Source organism: Chryseobacterium sp. L12, assembly GCF_056133985.1.
The window spans coordinates 1-15,941 of sequence record NZ_JBVYOF010000001.1; the positions used below are offsets into that span (position 1 = coordinate 1).

Below are 15,941 nucleotides of genomic sequence, written 5' to 3' on the forward strand. Positions count from 1 at the left end.
TACTGCTGATCAATAGTGGTAGTCCCCTGCGAGAGAAAATCCTGGGTATTGGAACGGATGTCTTTCTGCCATATTACCTCCTGAGCCTGCAATACAGCCATGGTGCATACAAGAAATGCACCCGAGTAGAGTTTTTTCATAGCTGCGTTTTTTTTAATAGTTAATTTTTCAAATATAAATGAATTTTTTGAATGTATAATTCACCATGTTTTAAAAAAAACAAAATTCATGTTTTTTTATTATTCTTCATACTGTGTTAATATTTAGACTTTTGTTGGTTAGATTATTCCCACAAAGGTTCAGTTTATACCATTTTTTAATATGTTAAACCAAATCAATTCTTTCGCAAAGGGTGAAATATAGCTTCATCAATAACTGTTGATTCATCTTTGCTCCTTATATATAAGATTATTTTAATAAAACTTTGCGTTTAAAATATGTGTCAAATATTCCTGTAATAAGTTTTTTGTTAATTTTCACGCAAAGATTTATTTTGAAAATGTTTATTTAAGAGGCAAAGGCAATGAATTGCTTCGCAAAGCGTGAAAATATCGCTTCATCAATCAACCTGTTGATTTAAACTTTGCTCCTTTATATATAAGATTATTTTGATAAAACTTTGCGTTTAAAATATGTATTAAATGTCCATAGAATAAGTTTTTTGTTATTTCTGCAAAGCTAAATCGCTAATGCGACAAAACTCGTCGTTTTATAAAATTATTTAATAAAAGTCAATTCCACTCATAACTTTTGTTTACATAATTTCTAGGAGAGAAGTGTTCAGAAATATTTTTAGGAGTAAATTTCATAAAAAAAACTTCTTCATAATCTTTAGCGAAAGAATTATGAGGAAGCTTTGAGTTGCACTTGATAGTATTGTCTGAAAATTTTATTCTACTACAAAACTATTAAAGATTAAATTTTTTATCTCTTAGGCAGGAAAATTTCGGCAAGCATACATCTTGCACTTCCGCCGCCATTTACTTCAATGGTATTCAGATCAGAATAAATGATTTCACAATATTTTTCGATGTTTTCAATCTGATTTTGTTCTAATGACTGGTAAGCTGTCTGGCTCATAATCAGAAATTTTTTACCATCCGTATTCTGCACCTGAAGCATATTGCCGGCAAATTGCTGCATCTGCTTTTCAGAGATTTCTATAATTTCTTTACCAGATTTTTTGATGGTTTCAGCAACCATGTCTCTTTCAATTTCATCATCAATGCAGTTTAAACAGATAACTACAAACCGATCTGCCACACACATCATTACATTGGTGTGGTAAATAGGAAGTCTTTCGTTGCCAACTGTTTGAAAAGAATGAAAAACAACAGGTTTAAACCCATATTTTGCACAAAATTCTCTGAAAAGATTTTCATCCAGCCTTAAAGAAACAGAACCGTAAGCAATTTTGTTGTCATGATCGAAAATCATGCTTCCCGTTCCTTCCAGGAAATGTCCTTGAGTTTCAGGTAAAGACCAGTCATCTAATTCGCTCACTTCGAAACCTTTCTGTTTAATGGTTTCAATAATGTCTTCTCTTCTTTCAACCCTTCTGTTGGAGGCGAACATAGGATACAAAACAACTTTTCCATCTCTGTGAAAGCTGACCCAGTTATTTGGAAAAATCGAATCTGGAGTATGTGGATCTATAGTGTCTTTAATTGTAATAACATTAATTCCCTTGTTTTTCAGTTTTTCAACAAAAACTTTAAATTCTGCCAAAGCTTTGGACTGAATATCTGCTTCTTTTTGTTCGACCTGAAAGTAGTTGTTCTCTGCCGTTTCTGCATTATATCCAAACGCAATCGGCTCTATCATTAGTACGGTATCTGTGGTTTGCATTTTTTAGTTAAAAATTGGAATTATAAAATAATAAGCAGTCTTCCATTATTCTCTCACAAGCGGAAGGGTAGAGCATCTCAGTAAGCCGCCCATTTTAGAAATCTCCCGGTAAGGAATTTCTTCTACGGTCATTCCCCATTCGTTTCTCAGGTGGTTATTCATTCTTGTAAACGCTTTGTCGGATACAACAACTTCAGGGGAAATAGAGAAAATATTCGGGAACATTTCAAACATTTCTTCATCTGTTACATGAAAACAGTTTTCTTCTCCGAAAATATCAATGATTAAATTGTAATCACTTTCGTCTACAAAACCATTTTTGTAAATGATACATTTGTCATTTCCAACGGGGTTGAAAGTGCAGTCCAGATGCAAAATTCCCTGATAAGGTTCCTGATCATTTTTTTTCAACTCAAGATCTATGATTCTCTTTTTTGGAAAATATTCCTTAAGAATTTCGATAGCATATTCGTTGGTTCTTGCAGTTTTGTAGTTTCTGTAATCTTCGCTAAAGCAGGTTCCGATAAAAAGAAAATCATTCCAGACGATAACATCGCCTCCTTCAATGTGGGCTGTTTCCGGAAGGTTGATAATTTTTCTCCATTCTACCTCTTCAAAAACTTTTTTGTAGGCATTCTGTTCATCTGCTCTGTCTGAAATTACGTTAGAAATAATCATCTTATCGTCAATCACAAAAGCGACATCTCTTGCAAAGACCTGATTGTAATCTGCAATAATATCTGGACGGAAAACCTGTACATCGTACCTTTTCAGCACTGCTTCAAAAGCATTCATTTCATTAATAATATCTTCTTCTTTAGGATAGATATTATTCTGTATAGTATGATATGATTTTGCGTCGTAGCTCTCTTGCAGAGTAGGAACCATACCCATAGAATTGGGCTGTCCCAATACAACGGATTTTAATCTTCCTGTTTCGTTTTTGATATTCAATTTCATAAATAATGAGAATTAAGCAAATATAAACAAACGCAGGCGAAGGGAAAAGTTTTTGTATACCTCACATTCAGAGAATTTTCGCTGAGTTTTGTGAATGTGAGAAATCCTGTTTAATTCATCTGATGATTATAGAAAATTCAGATAGATTTAGTAGAATCACAAGTTTTTATAAGGATAAAATCTTTAAAAATTATTTGTTAAAAAAGCCTATTCTCTGTTAAAACGGGCCAGTTTTTTATCAATCCAGATGGTAGCAAAAGGGAAAAATGCAGCAATAATGGTAAATACAGTGTCTTCATCATCCCATTCGTAAATTTTTCTCATCGAAGGAAGAAACAAAAGATAAAGTGTGAAAAACAACCCGTGAAGATTCCCGATAATGATGATGTAGATTGTAGGAAGGATGCTTTCTTTATCTGAACGGATCCAGATCATAGCCGTAAACAAAAAAAACCATGAAATGGCTTCTGCAAGGCAAATCTGCTTAAACCATCTGATCATTTGCTCCTGAGAATATTTTGAGAAAAATTTTTCTATAAAATTCATAATACTAAACTAAGAATTAATTTTGTATCTAACATCTAACATCTAACATCTAACATCTAACATCTAATATCTAACACCAAACATCAAGATTTATAAAAACTGCTCCCATCCACATAATCAAAAACTTCCGGTGGAAGCATGGGTCTTACATTTTTTCCTTCTTTTATCATATTTCTGATTTCTGTAGCAGAAAGTTCAATAATGGGCGCTTTTATCAATGAAATGTTTTCGTGCTGAGAAATTTCAGATTCATTATTTTGTTCATTGCTGATTCTCGGATATACAATGATATGATGGTTTTTGATTAAAATATCAGCGTTTTTCCATTTATGAAGACTTTGCAGATTATCTTCGCCCATGATAAGACTGAATGAATAATCAGGATGTTTTTCTTTAAGATAAGTAAGCGTGTCAATTGTATAACTTGGCGTAGGCAGCCCAAACTCCACATTAGAAGCCCTCATAGACGGATAATTGCGGATGGCAAGTTCTACCATTTCCAGTCGGTTGTGATCTTTAAGCAAAGATCTTTTTTCCTTAAAAGGATTTTGAGGACTTACAACAAACCACAATTCATTCATGTCAGAGTTTTCCAGAATGTAATTTGCCAAAATCAAATGACCGATATGAATAGGATTAAAAGAACCGAAAAATAAACCGATTTTTTTCATTGTTGTAAGGCAATTCTCAATTTTGATTCACAAGTCAATTCGCTATGCTTGTAAAAAATAAAAAAATATTAGTTAGAAGGATGATCAATTTAACATTCATTCTAAAGCAAATCATTTATTCACCGTCTAAAAACTTTACGTCTTTGATGTTCAGACAATGAGTTACATTGCCTTTCCAGTGATTCTCCTCCAAAGTAAATGCAATGTCGAAGTTTTTAGTTCTGAAATCATCCGCAAACTGCCCAAGTTTAAAACCAATACATTCTATATTTCTTCCTGTGGATTCTTGCTTAATATAGAATTTCAGATGATTATTGTCTTTCCCCATCGTTTTCACATATCCCGAAATTTTCTGATTTTTTAAAACCAGATTAGGCTTCATATTTTGAGGTCCGAACGGAGCCAGCTTTCTGTGGAAATTTATAAAATCACGGTTAATCTCGTCAATATGCACTTCAGAATCTATGGTAATGGATGGCTCTTTCTGATGATCCTGAATTTTTTCGGCAACTATTTTTTCAAATTTAATTTTAAATTCTTCAAACTTGCTTTTTTCCATAGAAAGTCCTGCAGCCGCATGATGCCCGCCAAATTTCAAAAAATATTCCGAGCACATATCAAGCGCTTCATGCACATCAAAATCTGAAACCGATCTTGCTGATGCAACCATTTCGCCATTATTTCCGTCGGTAAAAACCAAAGTAGGCTTGTAGTACGTTTCCGTAAGACGGGATGCTACAATCCCGATTACTCCTTTGTTCCATTCCGGGTGATAAACAATGGTAGAAAATTTTGTTTCCTGCTGAGATTCTATGATCTGATTGAGTGCAGAAAGGGTAGAGTTCATATCCAGTTCTCTTCTTTCATCATTCAGATTCATGATGTCGTTTACGATTTGGTGCGCATGTTTCAGATTGTCAGAAACCATGAGTTCGACTGCTGCCTTCCCGTGAGAAATTCTTCCTGCTGCGTTAATTTTCGGAGCAATTTCAAAAACAATATTCGAAATTTCAAAGTGAGAAAGCTTATCTTCAGGAATAAGAAGTCTCAGTCCCATATTTCTGGTTTTGCGGAGTGTCTTAAGACCCATTTTTGCTAGAACGCGGTTCTCACCCGTCATTGAAACAATATCTGCAGCAATAGAAATTGCCAAAAGATCGGTGAGTTCAAAAAGCTCAGCTTCAGGAATTTTATAAATAGTATTGAGACCCTGGCAAAGTTTGAATCCTACGCCGCAACCCGAAAGTTCTTTGAAAGGATATCTGCAGTCGCTTCTTTTAGGATCTAAAACCGCAGCTGCTTCCGGTATCTCTTCGCCTGGCAAATGGTGATCGCAGATTATGAATTCTATATCTTTGCTTTTGGCGTAATTAATCATGTCGATTGCTTTTATTCCGCAGTCTAAAGCAATAATTAATGTAAAGCCGTTTTCTTTGGCAAAATCAATACCTTCGGTTGATATTCCATATCCTTCAGAATTTCTGTCAGGAATATAAAAGTCTAAATATTTTTTCTGAACGATTTTACTCAGATAAAGGTACATAAGCGCAACGGCAGTAGTGCCGTCTACATCGTAATCTCCGTAAACCAGAATCTTCTCACCGTTTTCGATAGCTGTTGCAATACGCTCTACAGCCTTTTGCATATCCGCCATCAGAAACGGACTGTGAATATCGGTCATGTTGGGTTTGAAAAATTCTCTCGCCTTCTGATAATTGTCAATTCCTCTGAGAACTAATAGTTTGGATTCAAAAGTTCCGAAACCAAGCGACGAACTCAATCCATCAACAATTTCTTCATCAGGTTCTGGTTTGTAAATCCATTTTTGACTCATTTCACAAAAATAGGCAAAATTTATTTTAAAATCCATTGAAAATTTAAGTCGTTATAAAAATAATTTCCATAATTGGAGGGTTTATTTTTAATATAATCTATTGAAAGTGAATAATATTTTAATAAAATTTAAAAAAAAATAATATTTATTGAATCCAAACGAAACCATGCTTCGTAAATGATTTTAAATACTAAACCTATTTTAAAATAATATTATGAAAAAAACAATTCAGGTTTCCAGTAAGGGAGCGACCCTAGACACAGGAAGACGAAACTTCCTAAAATTGAGTGGTATTGGTATTGTTGCAGCAGGTCTTACATTGGTAGGCTGTAGTGATGATGATTTTGAAATTATTGATAGTAATGTCTTCGACTTAGGTACAGGAGATGTTGGCGTTTTAAATTATGCTTATGCACTTGAGCAATTGGAGGCGGATTTTTACACCAAAGTAGTGAACAACTTTTATTCAGGGATTTCTTCAGTTGAGCAGCAGATTTTTACAGATTTGTATCATCATGAGGTTATCCACAGAGATTTCTTCAAAGCGGCTATTTCAGGAGCAACTTCTAATGTGTTGCCTACTCTGGAATTTCAGTATCCGAATGTAAATTTTAATGACAGAAATTCTGTTCTTGCAACAGCAAAAGCTCTTGAAGATACAGGAGTAGCTGCTTATAACGCAGCAGGGAAATATATTTCTAATCCGGATTATCTCGTAATAGCAGGAAAAATTGTTTCTGTAGAAGCAAGACACGCTGCAGCGATCAGAGATTTGATTAATCCGGGTACTGCGGCATTCTCAGGCGATGATGTAATTGATGCCAATGGACTCGATGTGGCCAAAGAGCCATCAGATATCGTAATGGCAGCAGGCGGGTTTATTAAAACTAAATTTACCTGGAAAGAAAGAGGCATTAACTAAATTATCAATTTCAAAATCTTATTATTATGAACATTCTTAAATTACTAGATAGATTATCAGACGATTCTTTTTTTACAAAACAAACGTCCAGATCAGAAACGCTTTCAGACCTTTCGGCTTTTGGGAAAAAAGCAGCAGTTGCCGCTCTTCCATTAGGACTGGGAAGTTTTATGGCAACATCAGCAAAAGCAGAGACTGTTAACACAGAAAACCCGACATTTGCAATGAAGAATGCTCTTACCGATGCTCTTCAATTGGCATTGACGCTGGAATATCTTGAAGATGAGTATTACAGAATCGGACTTAATTCCGGAACTTTGATTCCTAATGCCGATCGTGTTGTTTTTCAGCAAATATCTAAGCACGAAGCTGCTCACGTAACTTTCCTTAAAAATACACTTACCTCACTGGGCGTAACTCCGGCTGCCAAACCAACTTTTGACTTTACGGCTGGCGGAAATTTTACACCTTTTACCAATTATCAGCAGTTTTTAATTTTAGCACAAGCTTTTGAAGACACAGGAGTGCGAGCTTACAAAGGTCAGGCTGGAAATGTGATGTCAAACAAAACGGTTCTTCAGGCTGCTTTGCAAATCCATTCTGTGGAAGCAAGACACGCTTCTCAAGTGAGAAGAATGAGATCTAATAAAGGCTGGATCGAAAATGCAGACGGTGGAAATATGCCTGCAGCAACCAATCCGGTATATGCAGGAGAGGGAGTTACGGTACAGGCAGGATTCAATACAGCTACCGCATTTGGTGCTGCTGCAGGATCTGCATCTTACGATGAGGTTTTAAGCGGATCAGATGCTACTGCCATTGCTTCATTGTTTATTGTATAGTATTATTATAAGTAGAAATGTTTTCTTTCAATCCTTTTCATTTAATTGAAAAGGATTTTTTAAATTAAAAATCCCTAAACTGAAAAAGCTTAGGGATTCATATTTTAATAAAGATTCAAAAATTAAGAATACATTTTTTCTCTTAATTCTTTTACTTTTTTATCACCAAGATATTCGTCGTATGTCATTTCTCTGTCGATAATTCCTGTCGGAGTCAGCTCAATGATTCTGTTACAGACAGTAGAAAGCATTTCGTGGTCATGTGAAGCCAGTAAAATGTTTCCTTTGAAGTTAGATAATGAGTTGTTCAATGTTGTGATACTTTCAAGGTCTAAGTGGTTGGTTGGTTCGTCAAGTAAAAGAACATTGGCTTTCTGAAGCATCATTCTGCTGAACATACATCTCATTTTTTCACCTCCTGAAAGCACTTTACATGATTTCAAAGCTTCATCACCTGAGAAAAGCATTCTTCCTAAGAATCCTCGTACAAATTCCTCATGACGCTCCTCATCATTTTTGGTAAATTGTCTCAGCCAATCAACCAAACTTAAATCTTCCTGAAAGAAGTTGGTGTTATCCAAAGGCATATGAGACTGGTTTGTAGTAACTCCCCAAGCAACAGTTCCTTTATCTGCTTCTACGTTTCCTGCTAAAATTTCGAAAAATTCTGTAATTGCTAATGAGTTTTTAGACAAAACAGCAACTTTATCTCCTTTTTTAAGATTTAAATCAATATTTGAGAACAATAATTCTCCATCTTTTGTCTTTTCAAGACCTTTAACATCTAAGATCTGATCTCCCGCTTCTCTTTCCATTTCAAAAATAATCGCAGGATATCTTCTTGATGAAGGCTTAATATCGTCGATGTTTAATTTATCGATCATTTTCTTTCTTGCAGTTGCCTGTTTCGCTTTTGCAACGTTTGAGCTGAATCTCGCAATGAAGTCCTGAAGTTCTTTCTTCTTTTCTTCAGCCTTTTTATTAGCCTGAGCTCTTTGTCTCGTTGCTAATTGGGAAGCTTGGTACCAGAAAGAATAGTTACCGGTATAAAGATTTAGTTTTGCATAATCCAAGTCACCGATATGCGTACAAACGGTGTCTAAGAAGTGACGGTCGTGAGATACAACAATTACGGTGTTTTCATAATCCGCCAGAAAATCTTCCAGCCATGAAATAGTTTCAATATCAAGGTCGTTTGTAGGCTCATCCAGAATAAGTACATCAGGATTTCCGAAAAGCGCCTGAGCCAAAAGAACTTTTACTTTGTCCTTGTTCTCAAGTTCGCTCATCATTTGCCAGTGCATATCATCTTTAATGCCTACATTGGAAAGCATGGTCTGTGCGTCAGATTCTGCAGTCCAACCTCCCATTTCGTCATAGATCACACCCAATTCTCCGGCTTTGATACCGTCTTCATCAGAGAAGTCTTCTTTCGCATAAAGCGCGTCCATCTCCTCTTTTATCTCGAATAATTTTTTATTACCTCTCAAAACTGCTTCAAGTACCGTATACTGATCGTAAGCAAAGTGATCCTGCTCAAGAACTGACATTCTTTTTCCAGGTTCCAAAGATACGTGTCCTGTTGTTGGGTCTTGTTTTCCGGTCAATATTTTAAGGAATGTAGACTTTCCTGCACCATTTGCTCCGATAATTCCGTAGCAGTTTCCTTTCGTAAACATGATGTTTACTTCGTCAAAAAGAACTCTCTTCCCGAATTGTAAAGATAAGTTAGATACTGTTAACATATAGTTTTGTAAATTTGGCGCAAAATTACAAAAAGAAATTGGGTAAATGATAATATTATCATACTCAACTTTTTATCGCAAGGAAGATTTTGTACATTTAAGGATTAAAACTATCAAAATGAAGATTGAAAAGACAGTGAGAATACTAAATAAAAGAGCCCGTTTTGAATATGAGATTCTCGAAGAAATAGAAGCGGGGATGGTCTTGACCGGAACAGAGATTAAATCATTGCGTTCTTCAAAAGCATCCATCACAGAGTCGTTCTGTCAGTTTATTGATGGAGAACTATATATTATTAATATGATGATAGATGAATATAAGCTAGGGACATTCTATAATCATAAAACAAAAAGGGAACGAAAGTTGCTGTTGCACAAAAGAGAATTGGCAAAATTCGAAAAGAAATTGAAGGATGCAGGGAATACTATTGTTCCTTTGAAACTTTATATTAATGATAATGGCAAAGCCAAAATATTAATAGCACTGGCAAGAGGTAAAAAACTCTTTGATAAGAGGGAAGCCATTAAAGATAGAGAAAATAAAAGAAACCTCAATAGAATATTAAAGAAAAGTTAAAAATCATCCTGAAAACTTTGTTTATAAAGAAAAATTATATTTATTTTGCAATATCAATTATTTAATCATTTAATTCTATGAAAAATCTAAAATTAGGAATTTCAGCATTGGCGCTTACGGTTGCCTCTACTGTTTTCGCTCAGACGACCAACAATCCGTGGTTAATCGGGGTTGGTGCGCATGCGGAAAACCATACAGCACAACGTAGCAATTTCAGCAATACGTTCTCTGCTACTAATTTGACGAAGAATATGTTCAATGTGAACAACTTCTCAATTACACCTCCATTATCAAAATTAACTGTTGCAAGAAACGTTGGTAAAGGTTTGGTAATCGACTGGCAGACTACTGTAGGTAATGTTGAAAACAAAAGATTCAACATGGGTAAGGAGTTTTTCCTTCAGACAGGTCTTGGTTTCCAATTTAAGGCAGCTGGTCTTCTTTGGGACGAAGAATCTTGGTTTGACCCATACTTAAGAGTTGGTGCTAACTACCTAAGACATGATTATACAGGTCTTTCTTTCCCTAGACAGGCTTTAATCAACGGTAATCCTGCTGAGATGATCGGTAACGGAGAAAACGGAAACGAAATGGGTAAAGCTAATTTCTTAACTGTTTCTACTGGTGCAGGTCTTAATCTTTGGTTGACTAAGAACTTTGGTCTTGGTGTACAAGGAGATTACGTTTCAACTCCAGGTGACAAATCTACTGTTGCTAACTTCTGGCAAGCTTCAGCTACATTGAACTTCAGATTCGGAAACAGAGACAGAGATAAGGATGGTATCTTAGATAAAGACGATTTATGTCCAGATACTCCAGGTTTACCAGAATTCCAGGGATGTCCTGATACAGATGGTGACGGAGTTCCAGATAAAGACGATCAATGTCCAGATGTTGCAGGACCGGTTGAAAACAACGGTTGTCCTTGGCCAGATACAGATGGCGATGGTGTAATCGACAAAGATGATGCTTGTCCTACAGTTGCGGGTCCAGCTGAAAACAACGGTTGTCCTTGGCCAGATACAGATGGTGACGGTATCTTAGATAAAGATGATGCTTGTCCTACAGTTCCAGGTGTTGCTGAATACAACGGATGTCCACCTCCGCCACCAGCTAAACCAATTGATGTAATTGTTACTGAAAATCTTAAAGATATCTTGTTTGATTTCAATAAAGCTACAATCAGAAAAGAATCTTCTGAAAAATTAGACACTGCTGCTAAGATTATTAAAGAAGCTCCGGCAGAAAACTTCTTAGTTGTTGGTATGACTGATAAGAAAGGAAGTGATTCTTATAACTTGAACTTATCAAGACAAAGAGCTGCTGCTGTAGTTGCTGCTTTAGAAGCTAGAGGTGTAAACCCAAATACTTTGAAATCAATCGGTATCGGTGAGCAAGAAGCTACAGTTCCTGAGACTGCTTCTGACGCTGAAAGAATGGCTGATAGAAAAGTAATCGTGAGAGCTATATCAGGATCTGAGTGGGAAACTATGAAGAAGAATGATATGACTGTTACTGCTCCTAAAAAGAAAGCTCCGGCTAAAAAAAGAAAATAATAAATTTTTCTAAATATTAAATACCTCTGGTTTTCCAGGGGTATTTTTTTTATTGCTGATTTTGAGTAATTTTGTGAAAATTTAAAAATAAAATGGGAAGAGCGTTTGAATATAGAAAAGCATCTAAAATGGCGCGTTGGGATAAAATGGCCAAAACTTTTTCTAAGATCGGAAAAGATATTGCATTAGCTGTAAAAGCAGGGGGTCCGGATCCCGAATCTAACCCTGCATTGAGAAGATGCATTCAAAATGCGAAAGGCGCAAATATGCCAAAAGATAATGTAGAAAGAGCGATCAAAAAGGCTAGTGGTGCAGATGCCGAAAACTACGAAGAAGTAACTTATGAAGGGTATGGACAAGGCGGTGTGGCGTTTTTTGTAGAATGTACTACGAACAACACAACCAGAACTGTAGCTAATGTGAGAGCCGTCTTCAATAAGTTTGACGGTAACTTGGGTAAAAACGGAGAACTTGCCTTTATTTTTGACAGAAAAGGTATTTTTACCATTGAGTTATCTAAAATTACAATGGATTGGGATGATTTTGAAATGGAAATGATTGATGGCGGTGCGGAAGATGTTGAGAAAGATGAAGAAGAGGTAATGATCACCACAGCTTTTGAAGATTTTGGTTCTTTGTCTCACAAATTAGACGAGTTAGGAATTGAAGCGAAAAGTGCAGAATTACAAAGAATTCCAAACAATACGAAAGAAGTGAACGAAGAACAGTTTAAAGCTAATATGAAAATGCTTGAACGTTTTGAAGAAGATGATGACGTACAGAATGTATATCACAATATGGAAATGACAGATGAGCTTCTTGACTCTCTATAAAAAATAATATTACATTCATATATAATTCATTTTCAATTAGTTTCTTTGTCTAAAATTATGAAAAGAAACGTTGAATTGGTTGTTATTTCGGATGTGCATTTGGGAACTTACGGATGTAAGGCTAAAGAACTTTTGAGATATCTGAATTCTATCCACCCCAAAACATTGGTTTTGAATGGTGATATTATTGATATTTGGCAGTTTAAAAAGTCTTACTTCCCTAAGCCTCATTTAAAGGTGATTAAGAAGATTATTTCTTTTGCTACAAAAGACACCGATGTATACTATATTACCGGAAATCATGATGAAATATTCCGGAAATTTACTGATTTCGAGCTGGGTAAGCTGAAAGTCTGCAACAAACTCTGTCTGGATGTTAACAACAAAAAGACATGGATTTTCCATGGAGATGTATTCGATGCTTCTGTACAGCATTCTAAATGGATTGCAAAACTTGGTGGTAAAGGTTATGATTTTCTTATTGTCATCAACAATCTGGTCAATTGGTTTTTAGAGAAAATAGGTAAGGAAAAGTACTCGTTTTCAAAAAAAATTAAAAATAATGTCAAAAAAGCAGTAAAATATATCGGCGATTTTGAGCTGACTGCTTCTGAGCTTGCCATTGATAATGAATATGACTATGTAATCTGCGGACATATTCATCAACCTCAAATTCGTGAGGTTACTAATAAAAAAGGGTCTTGTATTTACCTTAATTCCGGAGATTGGGTAGAAAATCTTTCTGCTTTGGAATATCATAACGAGGAATGGAAAATCTTTTATTATGATGACCATAAAGACTCTCTCAAGGAAGATACTTCCGAAGAAATTCACGACATCCATCCTTCTGATCTAATGAAACTCGTAACCCAGTTCACATAAAATGAAAGTTCTGTACGCATTTCAGGGAACAGGAAACGGGCATATTGCAAGAGCGCAGGAAATCATTCCGATTTTGAAAAAATATGTTCATGTTGATACTTTAATCAGCGGTCATCAATCACAACTGAAAGCAGATTTTCCGATTAATTTTCAACATAAAGGAATTTCCTTGTTATACAATAAGCGAGGAGGTATTTCGTACCAAAAAATTCTGTTTGAAAATAATTTTTTAGAAGCATTCAGAACTATAAAAGATATTGATCTCAGTAAGTATGATTTGATAATTAACGATTATGAACCAATTACAGGCTGGGCTTGTAAACTTCAAAATCTGAATATGATTGAGCTGAGTCATCAGGCTTCAATGAGCTTCAAAGAAACTCCAAAACCTGAAAAAAAAGATTTCTTTGGCGAAATGATTCTTAAGTATTACGTTCCAAGTGAGCGTAAAATAGGTTTTCACTTTGAAAATTATCATCCACAAATCAAAAAGCCTGTTATCAGACGGAAAATAAGAAATCTTAATCCTGATAAAAAAGGATTTTATGTAGTGTATCTTCCAAGTTTTTCGGATGAAAACATCATTAAAATCTTAAATGATATTCCTGTAGAGTGGAAAATCTTTTCAAAAAACGCAGTGGCTTACAACAAGATTAAAAATGCTGAAATTTTTCCTATTGATGAAGTTCAGTATCTGAAACATTTTGAGAACTGTGAAGGGATTTTGTGCAATGCTGGTTTTGAAACTCCTGCCGAAGCATTGTTTATGGACAAAAAACTTTTTGTAATTCCTATTCATAATCAGTACGAACAGGAATGTAATGCAGCTGCTTTAAACCGAATGGGAATTCCTAATTCTAAAATTCTTGATAAAATACAAATCGAAAACTGGATTGATTCCGATCTGCATTTTAAGGTTGATTATCCGGATAATATTGAAGAAATTTTACTGAAAGAAGTTTTAATGCTGTAAAAATATATCTTCTACGTCATTCATTCTTCTCATCACAGCTCTTGCATAAGAACAGTGAGGATACACTTTCCAGTTGTTTTCACGAGAAAATTTAATGGCTTCCTCAACAAGGAATTTTCCCATTCCCCGACCTTCAAACTCTGGATGCACAAGAACAAAGGAAATAACAAGTTTACTGTCGTTTGGGAAAATCGTATAGGTAAGTCTTCCTACTTCTTTTATTTCGTTATTCAGCGTAATGACTCCGCCGTTTCCTGATTTATTATTTTCGAATCTCATAATCTTGATTTTAATTAAAAATAAAAATACAAAAACTGCACCGAGGAGTTTTTGATATACATCAACAAATTTTTACTAACTGCTAAACTCAAACCTAAGGCTGTTGTAATCTCAAATAAATTTTTAAAAAGCAGAAACTTTTAAAAGAAAATACGGAGTTTTCCGTTTAATTCTTAAATTTGACTAATGCAAAAGAATTTTTACCTTCTCATCATATCATTCTGTCTAATGAGCTGCTATACGTATCAGGTCAGAAAACCGGCAGAAACACCCATTGACAGTAAACAAGATCCAAATAAAAATGCAGCTCTTGGTAATACGGCTTCCATACAGACAAAAAATAATACTGCTGAATCGCAAAACCTGAATTCACAGCTAGCTTCTGTTCCAGTAAATATTCAGGAGAAGCTTGCTCCAAGCAAGAATTTTAAAATTGATGTGGAAGGCAGAAAATATAAAATTATCGTGGACAGATGGGAAAATGACAGTCTGGTTGCACATCCTGTTGGAAAGCCGGATAAAATTCTCAAATTTCATAAAAATCAGATCAACGGAGAAAAAATTGCTGAAAAACGCTTTTCACAGCCCATTGCTGATATTATTACAGTGACTGTCTATGCCGGAATTGGTGTTGCAATATGGTTTTTGCTGCAATGATTTTAATTTCAGATTAGATATGATTAGTTATAACTGAATGTAGAGTTAATTATCCTTTCCTGTATAATAGTTATAATCTTTGATAATAATCCCGATGAATTGTCTTTCTGTCATTTCTCTCGGATCTACTTCCAGCTTCAAAATGTTTTTAATTTTATCTGAAAGTCTGGAAATGACACGTCTGTCATCAATTCTCACGGCTTTGAGATAATTGTCTTTAATGATTCTCATATCATTATCGGTAAGTGCGATTACCTGAGGAAAAGTCGGAATATAATTTTCCTGAATATTTTCTAAAATCGTATGCGAAATATTGATTTGATTTTTTAAAGAAATAACTGCAGTTCCGGAAGCAATATCGCCCAATCTTTGATTGTTTTTTGAAATAATCATGGAGATTAATCCGATCAATCCCAAAAAAGTGGTGTCAATCAGCCTGAAAATCCATCGAATAAGATAATCTCCAAAACCCGCCTGATAACCGTCAATTTTCACGACACGTATTTTCATAATTTTTTTTCCTGGTGTCTGTCCTTCCATCAGGCTTTCAAAAACAATCGGATAGATAGAAGCGGGAAAGGTCAGAACAATATAAACAGCACCCTGAGACCAGTCATCCATCCCGTTTAAAATATAGCCTAAATTTAAAACGCCGAAAAAAAGATAAAAAACAAGGAAAATATAAGCAATCTTGATAACACCGTCAATAATGAAAGCTAAGATTCTTTCTCCAATGCTTGCAACGGTGAAATTAATATTTACATTTTGAGAAGTATTTATCGCAATTTGAGACATATTTTTTATTATTTTAGCCTT

General features: G+C 35.0%; 16 protein-coding genes. 8 read left to right on the top strand and 8 right to left on the bottom strand.

Annotation, left to right across the window (positions count from 1 at the left end):
* Window positions 1–924: 924 nt before the first annotated feature.
* The 5 genes from ctlX to recJ form a co-directional block, all read right to left on the bottom strand.
* On the bottom strand, window positions 925–1,848 hold the full coding sequence (gene ctlX, locus AC0NBN_RS00005) for a citrulline utilization hydrolase CtlX (protein ID WP_160812510.1): 924 nt from the start codon (window positions 1,846–1,848) through the stop codon (window positions 925–927).
* A gap of 45 nt (window positions 1,849–1,893) precedes the next feature.
* Window positions 1,894–2,808, bottom strand: a complete 915-nt coding sequence (locus tag AC0NBN_RS00010; protein ID WP_143884896.1) for a dimethylarginine dimethylaminohydrolase family protein — start codon at window positions 2,806–2,808, stop codon at window positions 1,894–1,896.
* A gap of 207 nt (window positions 2,809–3,015) precedes the next feature.
* Window positions 3,016–3,354 carry a DUF3817 domain-containing protein gene (locus AC0NBN_RS00015; RefSeq protein ID WP_143884895.1) on the bottom strand — a complete coding sequence of 113 codons (339 nt, stop codon included), beginning with the start codon at window positions 3,352–3,354 and terminating at the stop codon, window positions 3,016–3,018.
* Between the two features lie 83 nt (window positions 3,355–3,437).
* On the bottom strand, window positions 3,438–4,025 hold the full coding sequence (gene nadD / locus AC0NBN_RS00020; RefSeq protein WP_160812509.1) for a nicotinate (nicotinamide) nucleotide adenylyltransferase: 588 nt from the start codon (window positions 4,023–4,025) through the stop codon (window positions 3,438–3,440).
* Between the two features lie 115 nt (window positions 4,026–4,140).
* Complete coding sequence (recJ, locus tag AC0NBN_RS00025) at window positions 4,141–5,859, bottom strand: single-stranded-DNA-specific exonuclease RecJ (protein ID WP_160812514.1); 1,719 nt, start codon at window positions 5,857–5,859, stop codon at window positions 4,141–4,143.
* Window positions 5,860–6,073: 214 nt separating this feature from the next.
* On the opposite strand from recJ, the gene AC0NBN_RS00030 reads away from it, so the two are divergent.
* On the top strand, window positions 6,074–6,781 hold the full coding sequence (locus AC0NBN_RS00030; RefSeq protein ID WP_143884893.1) for a ferritin-like domain-containing protein: 708 nt from the start codon (window positions 6,074–6,076) through the stop codon (window positions 6,779–6,781).
* A 26-nt stretch (window positions 6,782–6,807) separates the two neighbouring features.
* Complete coding sequence (locus tag AC0NBN_RS00035) at window positions 6,808–7,623, top strand: ferritin-like domain-containing protein (protein WP_160812508.1); 816 nt, start codon at window positions 6,808–6,810, stop codon at window positions 7,621–7,623.
* A gap of 122 nt (window positions 7,624–7,745) precedes the next feature.
* Here the strand turns inward: AC0NBN_RS00035 and AC0NBN_RS00040 are convergent, their stop codons facing one another.
* Window positions 7,746–9,368 (bottom strand): ABC-F family ATP-binding cassette domain-containing protein, encoded by a 1,623-nt coding sequence (locus tag AC0NBN_RS00040; RefSeq protein WP_143884891.1) that lies wholly within the window; start codon window positions 9,366–9,368, stop codon window positions 7,746–7,748.
* A 118-nt stretch (window positions 9,369–9,486) separates the two neighbouring features.
* Between AC0NBN_RS00040 and smpB the strand changes: the two genes are divergently transcribed.
* The 5 genes from smpB to AC0NBN_RS00065 all read left to right on the top strand — a co-directional run bounded on the left by smpB (window position 9,487) and on the right by AC0NBN_RS00065 (window position 14,189).
* A complete protein-coding gene (gene smpB / locus AC0NBN_RS00045) occupies window positions 9,487–9,945 on the top strand; it encodes an SsrA-binding protein SmpB (RefSeq protein WP_089744851.1) in 459 nt (152 codons plus the stop codon).
* Window positions 9,946–10,022: 77 nt separating this feature from the next.
* Window positions 10,023–11,501 carry an OmpA family protein gene (locus AC0NBN_RS00050; protein WP_160812507.1) on the top strand — a complete coding sequence of 493 codons (1,479 nt, stop codon included), beginning with the start codon at window positions 10,023–10,025 and terminating at the stop codon, window positions 11,499–11,501.
* A 92-nt stretch (window positions 11,502–11,593) separates the two neighbouring features.
* On the top strand, window positions 11,594–12,334 hold the full coding sequence (locus tag AC0NBN_RS00055; protein ID WP_130914188.1) for a YebC/PmpR family DNA-binding transcriptional regulator: 741 nt from the start codon (window positions 11,594–11,596) through the stop codon (window positions 12,332–12,334).
* Between the two features lie 57 nt (window positions 12,335–12,391).
* Window positions 12,392–13,216 carry a UDP-2,3-diacylglucosamine diphosphatase gene (locus AC0NBN_RS00060; RefSeq protein ID WP_143884889.1) on the top strand — a complete coding sequence of 275 codons (825 nt, stop codon included), beginning with the start codon at window positions 12,392–12,394 and terminating at the stop codon, window positions 13,214–13,216.
* A 1-nt stretch (window position 13,217) separates the two neighbouring features.
* Window positions 13,218–14,189 carry a glycosyltransferase family protein gene (locus tag AC0NBN_RS00065; protein ID WP_160812506.1) on the top strand — a complete coding sequence of 324 codons (972 nt, stop codon included), beginning with the start codon at window positions 13,218–13,220 and terminating at the stop codon, window positions 14,187–14,189.
* Here the strand turns inward: AC0NBN_RS00065 and AC0NBN_RS00070 are convergent.
* On the bottom strand, window positions 14,178–14,468 hold the full coding sequence (locus AC0NBN_RS00070) for a GNAT family N-acetyltransferase (RefSeq protein ID WP_130914185.1): 291 nt from the start codon (window positions 14,466–14,468) through the stop codon (window positions 14,178–14,180). The two genes, AC0NBN_RS00065 and AC0NBN_RS00070, sit on opposite strands and share 12 nt — an antisense overlap.
* 186 nt (window positions 14,469–14,654) lie before the next feature.
* Here AC0NBN_RS00070 and AC0NBN_RS00075 point away from each other — a divergent pair, with 186 nt between their 5' ends.
* Window positions 14,655–15,125: a hypothetical protein gene (locus AC0NBN_RS00075; protein ID WP_160812505.1), complete on the top strand. Its 471-nt coding sequence runs from the start codon at window positions 14,655–14,657 to the stop codon at window positions 15,123–15,125.
* Between the two features lie 45 nt (window positions 15,126–15,170).
* Here AC0NBN_RS00075 and AC0NBN_RS00080 read toward each other — a convergent pair whose 3' ends face one another.
* Complete coding sequence (locus AC0NBN_RS00080) at window positions 15,171–15,920, bottom strand: RDD family protein (protein WP_160812504.1); 750 nt, start codon at window positions 15,918–15,920, stop codon at window positions 15,171–15,173.
* Between the last annotated feature and the right edge of the window lie 21 nt (window positions 15,921–15,941).